15 protein-coding genes are annotated in these 13,113 nt (G+C 49.6%); 8 read left to right on the top strand and 7 right to left on the bottom strand.

Going from position 1 to position 13,113, the window contains the following annotated elements:
- Positions 1 to 8: 8 nt before the first annotated feature.
- From AC5JLP_RS25430 to AC5JLP_RS25415, 4 genes are all read right to left on the bottom strand, one after another.
- On the bottom strand, positions 9 to 236 hold the full coding sequence (locus AC5JLP_RS25430; RefSeq protein WP_496070629.1) for a hypothetical protein: 228 nt from the start codon (positions 234 to 236) through the stop codon (positions 9 to 11).
- Between the two features lie 169 nt (positions 237 to 405).
- Positions 406 to 600 (bottom strand): hypothetical protein, encoded by a 195-nt coding sequence (locus AC5JLP_RS25425; RefSeq protein WP_496070628.1) that lies wholly within the window; start codon positions 598 to 600, stop codon positions 406 to 408.
- A gap of 373 nt (positions 601 to 973) precedes the next feature.
- Positions 974 to 2,854: a sensor histidine kinase gene (locus AC5JLP_RS25420; RefSeq protein ID WP_496070627.1), complete on the bottom strand. Its 1,881-nt coding sequence runs from the start codon at positions 2,852 to 2,854 to the stop codon at positions 974 to 976.
- A gap of 107 nt (positions 2,855 to 2,961) precedes the next feature.
- A complete protein-coding gene (locus tag AC5JLP_RS25415; RefSeq protein WP_496070626.1) occupies positions 2,962 to 3,660 on the bottom strand; it encodes a response regulator in 699 nt (232 codons plus the stop codon).
- Positions 3,661 to 3,970: 310 nt separating this feature from the next.
- On the opposite strand from AC5JLP_RS25415, the gene AC5JLP_RS25410 reads away from it, so the two are divergent.
- Positions 3,971 to 4,540 carry a helix-turn-helix transcriptional regulator gene (locus AC5JLP_RS25410; RefSeq protein WP_496070625.1) on the top strand — a complete coding sequence of 190 codons (570 nt, stop codon included), beginning with the start codon at positions 3,971 to 3,973 and terminating at the stop codon, positions 4,538 to 4,540.
- An 81-nt stretch (positions 4,541 to 4,621) separates the two neighbouring features.
- Positions 4,622 to 4,894, top strand: a complete 273-nt coding sequence (locus AC5JLP_RS25405; protein WP_496070624.1) for an NfeD family protein — start codon at positions 4,622 to 4,624, stop codon at positions 4,892 to 4,894.
- A 300-nt stretch (positions 4,895 to 5,194) separates the two neighbouring features.
- Here the strand turns inward: AC5JLP_RS25405 and AC5JLP_RS25400 are convergent, their stop codons facing one another.
- A complete protein-coding gene (locus AC5JLP_RS25400; RefSeq protein WP_496070623.1) occupies positions 5,195 to 5,491 on the bottom strand; it encodes a hypothetical protein in 297 nt (98 codons plus the stop codon).
- A 192-nt stretch (positions 5,492 to 5,683) separates the two neighbouring features.
- Between AC5JLP_RS25400 and trpS the strand changes: the two genes are divergently transcribed.
- Genes trpS through AC5JLP_RS25375 form a run of 5 tightly spaced genes read left to right on the top strand, consistent with a single transcriptional unit; the run spans position 5,684 to position 9,621 of the window.
- Entirely contained in the window at positions 5,684 to 6,694 is a 1,011-nt protein-coding gene (trpS, locus tag AC5JLP_RS25395; RefSeq protein WP_496070622.1) for a tryptophan--tRNA ligase, read from the top strand.
- Between the two features lie 13 nt (positions 6,695 to 6,707).
- Positions 6,708 to 7,964 carry an AAA family ATPase gene (locus tag AC5JLP_RS25390; RefSeq protein ID WP_496070621.1) on the top strand — a complete coding sequence of 419 codons (1,257 nt, stop codon included), beginning with the start codon at positions 6,708 to 6,710 and terminating at the stop codon, positions 7,962 to 7,964.
- 41 nt (positions 7,965 to 8,005) lie between these two features.
- The gene (locus AC5JLP_RS25385) at positions 8,006 to 8,365 is read left to right on the top strand and encodes a hypothetical protein (RefSeq protein ID WP_496070620.1); all 360 of its coding nucleotides are present in this window, start codon (positions 8,006 to 8,008) and stop codon (positions 8,363 to 8,365) included.
- Positions 8,296 to 8,664, top strand: a complete 369-nt coding sequence (locus AC5JLP_RS25380; protein WP_496070619.1) for a hypothetical protein — start codon at positions 8,296 to 8,298, stop codon at positions 8,662 to 8,664. Before AC5JLP_RS25385 ends, AC5JLP_RS25380 begins: the two co-directional genes overlap by 70 nt.
- Before the next feature lie 54 nt (positions 8,665 to 8,718).
- Positions 8,719 to 9,621, top strand: coding sequence for a methylenetetrahydrofolate reductase (locus AC5JLP_RS25375; protein WP_496070618.1), 903 nt, complete (start codon positions 8,719 to 8,721; stop codon positions 9,619 to 9,621).
- Positions 9,622 to 9,757: 136 nt separating this feature from the next.
- On the opposite strand, the gene AC5JLP_RS25370 is transcribed toward AC5JLP_RS25375, so the two are convergent.
- Positions 9,758 to 10,279 carry a DUF937 domain-containing protein gene (locus AC5JLP_RS25370; protein ID WP_496070617.1) on the bottom strand — a complete coding sequence of 174 codons (522 nt, stop codon included), beginning with the start codon at positions 10,277 to 10,279 and terminating at the stop codon, positions 9,758 to 9,760.
- 196 nt (positions 10,280 to 10,475) lie between these two features.
- Between AC5JLP_RS25370 and AC5JLP_RS25365 the strand changes: the two genes are divergently transcribed.
- Positions 10,476 to 12,113 (top strand): YcjF family protein, encoded by a 1,638-nt coding sequence (locus AC5JLP_RS25365; protein WP_496070616.1) that lies wholly within the window; start codon positions 10,476 to 10,478, stop codon positions 12,111 to 12,113.
- A gap of 318 nt (positions 12,114 to 12,431) precedes the next feature.
- Here the strand turns inward: AC5JLP_RS25365 and AC5JLP_RS25360 are convergent, their stop codons facing one another.
- On the bottom strand, positions 12,432 to 12,899 hold the full coding sequence (locus AC5JLP_RS25360) for a tellurite resistance TerB family protein (RefSeq protein ID WP_496070615.1): 468 nt from the start codon (positions 12,897 to 12,899) through the stop codon (positions 12,432 to 12,434).
- Between the last annotated feature and the right edge of the window lie 214 nt (positions 12,900 to 13,113).

Below are 13,113 nucleotides of genomic sequence, written 5' to 3'. Positions count from 1 at the left end.
AGTGCAGCTTAAACTCTTGATTCTACAGCCCCTTTAAAGGGATTGGGCCGCAAGCCAGCACGATCGTCATCCTCAAAATTTTGTGATAATTCTTGACGATAAAGTTGAGAAAGTAAACAATAGCTTTTAGTGCGGTTATTCAGGCTGCACAGCTCTTCTTTTTCCAGATTAACCAAACTATCTTTTGAGCAAATTTTATCTTGAGTAATGATTGATTCATCTCGCTTATCTGGCAAGAAAGCATTGGATAAAAATACTTCGTTTCAGCCTCTGTCTCGATCGTCAACTTTTTGAAGGACGCAACTGTAAGACAAGAATCGCCCCCTCATGTTTTTAGTTTCGTGCCAATAAAAAAGCGCACTGTGAGTTTACACAATGCGCGAGCAACTTCAAGCTTCTTGTCGTTCAACTCCTAAACAAGAAGTGGGGTAGCGGCACTCTCTCGATCGCTTGAGCCTCTCCCGTGAAGGATGTTTGCCGACGCGGTGGAGGATCGGACGGAGGATTGTATTGCACTAGAATGACTGCCGTGAGGGTCAACCCAGTGCCAAGAGCGTGGCTGCTCCTGACCAGCATAGAGAGAATCGCTTGCTTCGTCATGGTTCTAAAGGTGGCTGAGATATGTGAGCTGTTTTGGCAAAAAATACAGGTCAATCTATGCCTTCCCAACACGAGGTTGAAAAAGGCATTGCCAGGACGATCACCCTGCTTTTAATGGCGAGACCTACCCAGAAAATGTTTCAATCCATCCAGGTAACTCAGATGTAATTTGTAAAAAGCCTTCTCCGGATAAGTCTTGGTAAATGCCACCCTCTGAACAGGAGGCAAAGACATTTAATTTGTCTCTTGAGACGACCCAGGAAACGAAAAGCATTTGGGGACAGAGCACCCCTGCATACTCAAAGTCTATGCCAGATCTTTTTCCAGGAGCTTGCATAAAAGTGCCAACATGGGCACAATTTCCAGCATTCCTTTAGCGACGAGATCTGGTGAGAGGAAAGGTGAGTTTGCAGAGTGTGCCTTTGGGAGACAGCGATTCCCGCTTAAACTTACCGCTTAAACGAGCAGCAACTTTACGGGCGTGTTTTGTGCCTTCTCCGTCGATCGTTGAACGGATGCCAACCCCATTATCCTTGACCTCTAAGGCGTACCAGTTGCCAGTTTGGGTACCTGTCACGTTGAGGTAGGTGGCTCCTTCAGCGTGTTTGCCAACATTGCAAAGGGCTTCTTCAAGAAACCGACAGAGGCTGCGTTTGTGCTCAATACTCAGAGATAGCTGCTCGATCGGCTCAAAATAACAGGACATCTTGAGCGTCTCAAATCTAGGGAAATCCGATCGCTCCAGCGTCTTGCTGTAAACCTCAAAAAACAACTCATGCATCGGAAGCTTGAGGTCTACCTTCAGTCCGTCCCGTAAGTAGAGACTTTCTTCTTGAGACAACGTTTCTTGCTTGAGATGTTCACCAATGCCCCGGAGTTCGCGATTAAGATGCTCCAGAGCCAAAAACAATTGCTCTTGCGGCAATTTACTGTCTCGAATTTGTCTCAAAAGACTCGCTAGCGTTTGCAGGGGGCCGTTATGAATCACGTCAAAGGTCTGTTCGATCATGCGTTGACGCTCTTCAATCACGCGCTGGTTTTCTTTGAGTCTGGAGCGTAACACCCAGTCGTACTTATGAAAAGCGGTGCAGCCAATCCCGTTCAGCAGCCAAACGAACGAAGCTGGAATCACTGGAATCCACCAGCCGCCCAGCAGAAGCACATAGCTGGTACCAACCAGGCCAACCTGCGCGATACCAATCCCCCATAGTTTGCTCCTGGGTAGTAGCTTGCTCCGGCCCCAAAAAATGGCAGTCAAACCCCAACCGAAAATCCAAAAATATTCCCATTCGTTAGGCCACATGTGCAACAGCACCCGCTGGTTTAGCACCGCGCTCATAATCTGGCTGACAGCATGGGCCTGAATCTCTAACGAGTTGGTCGGGTCGATCGCGGCGGTGGCAATAATGGGTCGAATGGTTGGATCGGTAATGCCGACGATGACAATGCGATCGCGCAACCAGCGTGGATCAATCTGACCCGCTTTTACTTGCCTCATAGACAGTACTCGAAACGGCTGGTGATGCTGCCGAAAATTCAGCAGAATTTGAGGGCTGCCTGTTTCTGCACCAGCATACGCACCCATCGGTAGGAGGCGGGGAAGTTCGGTCGCACCAAAGCGCATGGCTTCTGGATCGCGAAAGCCATTCTTGAGCGTGAGATTTCGATCCTGGTAGAGGAGATATTTTTCGACCAACCCGATCGTCAGCGAAAGCTTATACGTTTTAGGACTAGTGGGGTCAAAGGTTCCCAAAATCATCCGCCTCACATGGTTATCACCGTCGGGAATCAGGTCGATCAACCCGATCTGCGTTGGAGGAAAGCCTAACGGTGCTGGAATCTGATCAGCCGCCGATAAAACCTTCTCAGACACAATCAAATTCTGGTGCTGTTGCAACGCGGCAAACAGTGCGTCAGGGTTTGATTGAGCAATCTGGTTTTGAAGAATATGCAACCCAACGACAGCTGGTTTGTAAGTTTGTAAGGTGTTGAGCAGATCAATCAAATCGCGATCGCGAATCGGATAACCCGTTTGCTGCATATCCGTTGCGTCGATGCCCACCAGCACGATGCGATCGTCCACCGCTTCAGCCGGACGATGACGCAAAAAGGTATCCAGCGCCAGCAACTCCAACCCCTGGAGAGAACCTGCCAGTCGCGCTGCTACCACTAGCCCCACCACAACCACCCCTGGCAGTGCCCAACGCCAGAGCGAAACGGTTTCTTTCAGGCTATGCCAACGGTTGCGCTGCACGGCGACCCACTCCAGGCTGCGAACGTTGTAGAGGCGCTCCGCATCACTTCTCTAACAACTAACAACTTTTCTTGAATACCCAACGGGCTATACAACCAACAACTTCATTAGTCAATCAACCCTTCTTCCCTGGCACGAATTTCAGTTTGAATGCGAATATTTTTGCCATCCTGCTTATCTTCATCAGGGTAGACTTCCAGCACATCCTGAATCTTTGTCCAATAGTGTCGCACAGTTCGTTCAGAGACTTGCATCCGTTTTGCGATCGCCCGATCTTGCAACCCCTCATGAAACGCCAGCTTCAACACAGTAATCCAATCAGGTTTAACCTCTAAGGTACGCCCACGGCGGATGTCTTTGGTGTGGGTAATGCCTTTGAGCGCCCAATCTACCCGCGTCAGCATCTCCTTACTCGAAAGACTCTTATCAGCCACGGTAAACCCAGCCTTGTGGCGATCGATCTCTGGGCGAATACGTACCAATGCCCTCACATGCGTACTTTGCACTGTGAGATTGAGCGTAGGGTAATGCTGCATTAAGGTTTTGAGCAACTGTACGCCCGTCTCAGCCTGAGCGCTATCCCCGCTGGCTTCTGGCAGGGAAAGATCCAGCACAATCAGATCGGGCGTATGGAGCTTCACCTGGCTCAACGCGCTAACAACCGTCTGCGCGGTCAAGATGGTTGCCTGCGGATACTGCTGCTTGAGCAGTTCGATCGTGCCACCCAAAACGATTTCGTGATCGTCAACCACTAGAATGCAGAGCTTAGTTGGTTCTTGAGCGTTTTGGCTCGTTGCCAGCGGCATAAAACAGACAGACCAGTTGCATGAATATACCTTCAACTTTGCCGAAAACTACGTCGAAAGGCAAGAGGTCGCTTTGAATCTACTTGCAGAAAGCTGCAATGTTGAGTGGTGAAACTTGGAAATTAACTTTGCAGAGAGCGATGGTGCAATGCGTGAAGTATTTTCTTACTATCTGAGTTAATTCATGCAAACGTTGCCCAATCTGGAGAAACCGCCTGCGATAAACAGAATTTTTTGCAGTGACCTTTGAAAAAGAGTGCCCGTTATCAACCTGTACAAGCATCCGCCTATTCTCTAGCCCCTGAGAGTCATGTTGAATCAACTGAAACTGAACCAAAGCACGCCAGATCATACATTCCTGCTGCAAGGTGTTTTAGAAGGAATCACCGACGGCATCCTCATTCTTTCGGAACGTGGCGAATGGATTTATCACAACTACTATGCGTACCGCATTTGCCAACAGCTTAACCAGGGGAAGGTGGATATCCCTCCGGTTCCCGAAGCGATCTGGCAAGCCTGTAAAGCACTGATTGAAAGCCGCGATCTCTACAGCGATCACCCTGTGGTTATTGAGTCGGAGATTGCTCACAGTCCGAACTTGTATCGTGTACGGGTTAGATGGCTCACGCTGGATGACCCCCACCGACCTTACCTCGCTGTGCTACTAGAAGATCGCTGGCAGTCGTCGCAAAATAGGGCACTCGCCGAAGCCCTTTTGTACAACCTATCGCCTCGACAAACCGAGGTTTGGTTGCTGCGTCGCGCTGGCTTAACGTACCAGCAGATTGCGATCGAGCTTTACATCACCGTCAACACCGTCAAGCGCCACTTAAAAGACATTCGCGTCAAGCAAAGTCTGGCGAACGATTCAGGAGATTAACGACCGTCCAAATCGCCTTTGACGGCTCCAGCATTGAGCTTCAGCAACGCCCAGCAAGCCTTCGCCCCAGGAGTAACTACCATGATGACGTTTAATCCCATCAAGGCTTTGAATACACTTCTGTTTGATGCACCCACCGCCTGCACAGCAACAAACTTTTTGCAAGGTGCAGACACTAGCTATAAAGGTCGCGCGGTTGTCTCAGAAACAATCACACCGTGCTTGCGGGGACGAGTGTACTTTCAGGGGTCGTGGTGGCTCGCTCAATGCGAGCAGGACATCACGATTGCGGTTGATGAAGTGGTGCAGGTGATTGGACGACAAAACATCACGCTGCTGGTGAGAGCCATTTGATCGTCGGCTGGATAGGTAGGGCTTACGTGGTCGCCCCCGTTTCTTGTATGCCCAAAGGGCTTTAAGCCCCCAATTCTGGGTGACTTAAAGTGCTTGCGCCCCCAAATTTGGGGGCTGGGGCTGGTTTTGCGAGAATTTGCGTAAGTCCTAATAGAATGATTTGCAGCAATTAGCGGTCAGTGAGGCGTCAGGAGACGTTGCTTTTGCCTTCTGCCTCCTGACCCTGGCAGCTAGCCACCAGCGGTCGGTGTGCTTTTAACAACTAACAACCAATCACTAACCAACTTCTCCAGTCTTCTCCTACTGCTCCTGCATTAAGCGCAGGTAGTTCTGTTGCAGTCGAATATTGTCCTGCGTTAGACGATCGCCCATCTCCTTCTCGGCATCGCTGATCTGCTCCCAAAAAGCGGTGGAGCGACGTGCCGTTAGTAGTTCATTCCAGAGTGCGTCGATGATATTTGGAGCGGCAGCAGGGTCAACCTCGCTCAGCAATTGTGCGAGTGACTGTCTAGCTGCGTCGTGCTGTGTCGGATCATGTGCTAGGACAAGGCAATCTTGCAGTTGGGCAAGCTGATTTGGCGTGAGTGAATGAGCCATAATTTGAGATGTATTGTTCTGTAACAGATATATTGTTCTGAAAAATTGCTTTGGAAAAACAGAGAGCGATCGCGCAACCTGGAAATTACTACACGCTCAAAGTTAATATTTCTTAATTGAACTGTAGTCTACGGTACAATCAACATCACCTTCTTTGAGTCTATCTTGGGTCTGATTCTCTTTCTGAAAGCTATGGTAAAGCAGCGGGTTCTTTCTGGCGTTCAACCGACGGGCAATCTTCATTTAGGCAATTATCTCGGTGCCATTCGCAACTGGGTCGAGGGACAGCATCAGTACGATAATTTCTTCTGCGTAGTTGATCTGCACGCCATTACGGTGCCGCACACCCCCGCAACGCTGGCAAAAGACACGTACACGATCGCCGCGCTGTATCTTGCCTGTGGCATTGATCTCAACGACTCCACCATCTTTGTGCAGTCTCACGTTTCGGCGCACAGCGAGCTTGCCTGGTTGCTTAACTGCATCACCCCGCTCAACTGGCTGACGGACATGATACAGTTCAAAGAAAAAGCCGTGAAGCAGGGCGAAAACGTCAGCGTCGGGTTGCTGGACTACCCGGTGCTGATGGCGGCAGACATTCTACTCTACGACGCAGATAAAGTACCTGTGGGGGAAGACCAGAAGCAGCATTTAGAACTCACTCGCGATCTGGTCGATAGCTTCAATCATAAATTTGCCAAGCCCGATCAGCCCGTCCTCAAGAAGCCTGACCCGTTGATTCGCACTGAGGGCGCACGGGTGATGAGCCTCACTGATGGCACCAAAAAAATGTCGAAATCTGACCCATCCGAGTTAAGCCGCATCAATCTGCTTGATCCGCCCGATGTCATTCAGAACAAAATCAAGCGCTGCAAAACTGACCCGGTGCGCGGTCTGGTATTTGATGACCCTGATCGACCGGAGTGCAACAACCTGCTGACCCTATACATGCTGCTTTCTGGACAGACCAAAGAAGCTGTTGCTGCCGAATGCCGAGAGATGGGGTGGGGACAATTTAAGCCGCTGCTAGCAGAAACGACGATCGCCCACCTCAAACCGATTCAAGATAAGTACCAGTCCATCATGGCTGAACCAGGCTATCTGGATTCAGTGCTGCGCGATGGTGGCGAAAAAGCACGCGCGATCGCCAACGAAACTTTGAGAAGAGCAAAGGTAGCATTAGGATACTCCTTACCGCTCTAGGCGATCGAGTGCCATGCTCACCAAACTCCGCCTCACCAATTTCAAGGGCTTTAAAGATGCAGAACTGACGCTGGGTGAGTTCACGCTTTTGGTGGGCACAAATGCGTCTGGGAAAAGCAATATTCGTGATGCCCTACGCTTTTTGCATGGCATCGGACTTGGCTACAGCGTTGCTGACATCATTGGTGAAAAATACGAAAGCGGCATTCTTCAATGGAGCGGCATTCGTGGTGGCACGAGAGAACTAACGTTTCAAGGAGCAGCAACATTTACAATAGAAGCTTTCTTTGCTTTGGAAATAGATGACGTTGAGCGAGAAGTTATTTATAAAATTGAGATTAATCCTGGAGGACAAAACAATACTTCAAACACAGTGAAATCTCCATTTGTCGTTGCTGAGAGTTTGTTCTTGCCAAAGTTGAATAAAACAATCTTCAAGATAGACAATCACCTGTCCGTCGAATTTTATGATGAAGATCAAGCAAGCTTTCTAGATTTTACAAAGCCTGTTATTGCAAATAGGATTTACGCTCAGAGCTTACAGAACTTAAAGCTGAAAAGTTATCTCTTAAGTCAAAGTCTAGAAACTGTTGTCAAGCATCTCAAAGCTCTAAATTTTCTTGATCTTGAACCAGAAAGAATTCGACAACCATCTTTTCCAGGTCAGAATGTGTTGGGCGATCGCGGCGAAAATCTTTCCTCAGTGTTATTTGAGATTTGCCAAGATCCTCAGCGTAAAGAGGCATTGCTAGAATGGGTGCAAGAACTCACGCCGATGGATGCTAAAGATTTTGAATTCCCTTCAGATTTTACGGGAAAAGTTCTGCTGACGTTGGTTGAAGGGAGTGGACAGAGAATTTCAGCGTATAGCGCGTCAGATGGAACGCTAAGATTTCTGGCGATGCTGGCAGCACTTTTAGGGTCAGAACCCGCTCAATTCTACTTTTTTGAGGAGTTGGATAACGGCATTCACCCCACTCGCTTGCATCTTTTATTAGAACTCATTGAGCAGAAGGTGTCTGAAGGCAAGATTCAAATGGTGGCAACAACTCATTCACCGCAACTGCTAAGGCTTTTAAGCTCAAAGTCATTAGAATCTGCGTCGCTGACCTATCGTTTACCAGAACACCCAGACGCAAAGATTCAACGCATTTTAGATATTCCTGATGCAAAACGCTTAATTGAGAAAGGTGATTTGGCTGATTTGCATGAATCAGGATGGTTAGAGAACGCTATGTATTTTTTGGATGATGAGGATGCGAGTGAATGAATGTACTCGTCATTCCTGAAGATTATCCTAGAGATGAATTAATGCTAGTTCCTATTGTCAAGGCGATGCTTAAATATTTAGGGAAGCCAAGGGCAAAAGTTGCGATGTGTCGCAAACCCCGATTGCAAGGTATCGGCGAAGCGTTGAAATGGGAACGGCTTGCAGAAATTATTGACCAAAATGGCATGGTTGACTTATTTCTGCTTTGCGTCGATCGCGATGGCATTGAAGCAAGAAAGGTGAGACTTGAACAAATTGAACGCAACGCCGCAGAGATTTTGAAGGGCGATCGCTTGTTTTTAGCAGAGAATGCGTGGCAGGAAATCGAAGTGTGGGTTTTAGCATTGAAGCAAGAAAGGCGAGACTTGAACAAATTGAACGCAACGCCGCAGAGATTTTGAAGGGCGATCGCTTGTTTTTAGCAGAGAATGCGTGGCAGGAAATCGAAGTGTGGGTTTTAGCGGGTCACGATTTGCCAAAGGAGTGGAACTGGCAGACCATTCGCGCTGAAATTCATCCGAAAGAGCAATACTTTGAGCCATTTGCCAATCAACGAAGTTTAGTAAACTCTCCTGGACAAGGGCGTAAACTTTTGGCAGAGGAAGCTGCTCAACGCTACAGTCGGATTCGCACACTCTGTCGTGAAGATGTGGCTGACCTTGAAGATCGAATTTATGCGTGGTTCGATCGCCCTATATGATGAAAAGGCGTTCTAAAAATCGCTGCACTTGATCTACGCGACGTTACCTGGCTCATGTCTTCATCCCCAAGTTTGTTTCAATCGGCTGTCAAAGCAGGCGAGTTCCTCATCACAGCGGAGGTCATGCCACCAAAGGGAGGAAACCCGGCACACATGCTGGAGATGGCGCGGTTGCTGAAGGGGCGGGTGCATGGAGTGAACATTACCGATGGCAGTCGGGCTGTGCTGCGGATGTCGTCGCTGGCTGCATCAGCCATTTTGCAGCAGGCAGGCATTGAACCGATTTATCAGGTTGCCTGCCGCGATCGCAATGCCATTGGTTTGCAGGCAGATTTAATGGGTGCCCAGGCGCTTGGCATTCGAAACGTTCTGGCGCTCACAGGCGATCCGATCAAAGCAGGCGATCATCCTGAAGCACGCGGAGTCTTTGAGCTTGAATCTGTGCGCCTACTCCAACTGATTCACAAGCTGAATGCTGGGATTGATTTTAATGACAAGCCACTGACCGATGGCGCAACAGAACTCTTTGTCGGAGCCGCGATCGATCCCCAGTGTGGCAGTTGGTCTGGGCTACAGCGTCGGTTTGAGCGCAAACTTGCCGCCGGGGCGCAGTTCTTTCAAAGCCAGTTGATTTCAGACTTCGATCGGCTGGAAAAATTCATGACGCAGCTTGCCACTGACTGCAACAAGCCGATTTTAGCAGGCATTTTCCTACTCAAGTCGGCAAAAAACGCGCAGTTTATCAATCGCTGTGTACCCGGTGTCCACATTCCCGACCATATTATCGATCGTCTGGGACATGCCGCCGATCCGCTTCAGGAAGGAGTGGCGATCGCTGCTGAGCAAGTCCAGCAGGCACGACAACTCTGTCAGGGAGTGCATTTAATGGCTGTTAAGCGCGAAGACTTAATTCCACAAATTCTCGATCGGGCAGGCATTGCACCGTTGAGGAATTAGCTATCAGAGGTCAGCTATCAGCTTGAGGTGAAAGCAGCTTTTCGAGCATGGATAGATTGCTGCAATTCTCTCAAAAATCGTGCATCAGCAGACAGAAGCACGTAGCTGACCGCTGACCGCTGACCGCTAATACACTCTACCGACCAAAGAATTGCCCTGCCATATTCAGCGCATCACCCAGATCGACATTGCCGTCATGGTTACCATCCAGAAATGCATTCAACACGGGATTGCCCGCCTGCGGATTGCCTGTATGCTGACCGCTTTGCAGAAAGTTCAGCGCCAGAGGCACCAGCGTTGGCAGAATCGATTGGACGGTTTGTGGATCAAGTCCGGTGCGCTGAATCAAATCTTGCACCATCTGCTGTTGTAGCGCTGGCCCCAATACAGCCTCTACAGCCTGGGGATTTGGGCCTGTGCCACTGTATTGATTGACGGTTGCTTGTACCTGCTCAGCCCCTGCGGATGCTTGCTGCTGTTGTAAGGCAGACTGCACATAGCCACCCACGATCGACACCAGCGTCTGTGTTGTCCCCGCATCAATTCCATGATTGTTGCTGAGTTGTTGCACGGTGTTGATAATTGCGCCAAACTGATCGGGGCTTGCCTGCTGACCAGGATTACTTACAGCGCTCATCACGGCATCAAAAAGTCCCATAAATTCCTCTTTCAAGCATTGACCATCACAACTCGATCGCCAGATCGTGAGAAACTGTCTAGCGCCTGTGGTTACAGTAGCGTCCTGGTGGAGCAATCAAAGCAGGCTTAACAATCTTTTCGGGCAATCAATCTTTTTGGGCAATCAGTCTTTGAGAACGCACAGGGTTACGTTCAAAAAAGTGCAGGGAATTAGAATGAAAGGCAGATGCACCGTAGATGTCTTCATGCCGCTGTCGCGCCTTCTCACCCTGGTTGCTGGTATAGCCCTCATTTTGGGGCTAATGATCTGGCTGGTCGATTCTCTCACTCGCCTCTATTGGCAGCTTTCGTATTCTCCGCTGTTGTTTCAGGCCTTGCTGGTACTCATCCTGGTCGTGTTAGCCGCTCTCATCGGCGCTTCTATCTACTACCTCTTTGTGCTACCTCGTACTCAAAAACGTCGCAAACAAGCAAGACGCAAGCCTTTGGTGCCTGCTGAGAAAACAGAAGCGGCTGAAGAAACACTAAAAGCGGTGCGGCGACAGGTTGACCAGATTCAAGATGAAGTAGCACGGCAAGAACTGTTGCAGCGATCGCGCGAGATTGAGCAAACCCTTTCGCGAGGGCATCTGCAACTCGTGGTGTTTGGCACAGGGTCGGCAGGCAAAACCTCCTTAGTCAACGCGTTGATTGGGCGCGTAGCGGGCAAAGTGGGCGCAGCAATGGGCACTACTGAAGTGGGCGAAACCCATGCGCTCAAGCTCAAGGGTGTGAGCCGCGAAATTCTTATCATCGATACACCGGGCATTTTAGAAGCGGGGGTTGCAGGCACAAAGCGCGAACAACTCGCCCGTCAATTGGCAACCGAAGCTGATTTGCTGCTATTTGTGCTGGACAACGATCTGCGCCAATCAGAATACGATCCGTTGCAAATGCTGGCCGAGATTGGCAAGCGATCGCTTGTCATTCTCAACAAAACTGACCTTTATCCAGAGGGCGATCGGGATGTGATTCTTGCACGGCTACGCGATCGAGTGCGTGGGTTGGTCGCCCCCATTGATGTGATTGCGACGGCTGCAAATCCAAGTGCGATCGTCGTCGATGGCGAAACCATTCAGCTAGAGCCAGATATCATGCCGCTGATTCGGCGCATGGTAGCGGTTTTGCGTGCGGAAGGGGATGATTTGCTGGCAGACAACATTTTGCTGCAATCTCAGCGATTGGGTGAAAAAGCCCGCTATCTCATTGATGCCCAGCGACGACGGCAGGCTGAAAAAATTGTTGATCGCTTTCAGTGGATCAGTGCTGGCGTGATTGCGGTAACGCCCTTACCTGTGGTCGATCTGCTGGCAACGGCTGCTATCAACGCTCAGATGGTGGTCGAAATTGGGCGGGTTTACGGCTGTGAGATCAACCTGGAACGGGGACGCGAACTTGCTCTGTCCCTCGGCAAAACGCTGGCAAGTTTGGGCATTGTGAAGGGAGTGCTAACGCTAGTAGCAACCGCTTTGGAATTTAGCCTGGGTGGACTTCTCGTAGGGCGTGCCATTCAGGGCGTGAGCGCAGCCTACCTGACCCGAATTGCAGGCAAAAGCTTTATTGAATACTTTCGCCATGACCAGGATTGGGGCGATGGAGGCATGACAGAAGTCGTGCAGCGCCAGTTTCAACTGAATCGCAAAGATGAATTTATGCGTGCTTTTGTCCAGGAAGCCATTACCCGCGTGATTCAACCTCTCAACCTCGATCGCGCTACTGACACCGATGAGCAGCCGCGCTTGCCAGAAGTCCAAACCCCATTGGAAATCAAAGCCAAGCTCGATGCGGATTTAGAAGAGTGGAATCGATCGTGAGACGAAAAGGCCGTGAGCACAAATGTCTTAAACGTAGAGTCAGAAGCCAGGAGCCAGAATCAGTATGCATTCTGTCTCCTGATACCATTTCCCTTTCATTGGGCTACAGATCAAGAACCTCAAACAGTGATGCAACAGAGCTTCTATAACTCAAAACTGAGAACTGGTATACCTTCCCAAGCGTCCGTGTGTTGCTTCTCATCAAATTACACAGCAAGTCCTGGCAGAGGCACGCACACAAAAAACCCCTGAAAGCACTTTTGGGCAACAGGGGTATGACGTGACCAGGAGCAGTGGCCTGAAAAATGCTTTGGATGTTTACTCTTCCTCTTCTTCCTCGTCTTCGTCTTCATCCGACGAAAACAGTTCGTCAATCATTTCATTTGCCCGGTCTTCAGAGATGCCTAGAGCTTGATACAGACTATCGATAAACTCCTGCTCTTCTTCAGGCACTTCCCCATCGGACGCGATGACAACCACCGCGACGATAAACGCCGCTTCTTGAATGCCTTCATCTCTTGCAGTAGCAAGCGCCTGGGTTACAACAGCCTCAATCCCTTCTTCGTTGATTAGAGTCCCAATTTCGGTGCCCAGGGCGGCAAAGTCGTCTTCTGAATAATCTTCGTACAGGTCGATCGCAGACAGCATTTCGCCCAGCGCTTCGGTTTCAACTTCGCCAGACTCGCCATCAGAATAGAGCGAAAAAAGCCCGATCGCGGCGATCGCCAACTCTGGGCTTAGAGCAACCTGAGTACCGCCACCACGAGGTAATTTACGTTTAGACATGCATTTCTCCTAAAGTTCACTTGGCAATAGCTGAATGGCAAGATCTACAATCTCGGTCAACCAAACCAGGATGAACTTAACGTTCCCAGGCATAATCCAGATAGAACAGCAGAGGAGAAATCTCTACGTCAACGCTTTTGGACGCAAGTAAAATGCCTGTCGGTAGTGCGTCAAAGAATGGTGGGTCGAGTAAAGTAGGGAGACCGCTACTTTT

This window comes from Stenomitos rutilans (assembly GCF_059505485.1).
The sequence above is the reverse complement of the archived record's forward strand: the minus strand, read 5'-3'. Positions and strand labels throughout refer to the sequence as shown.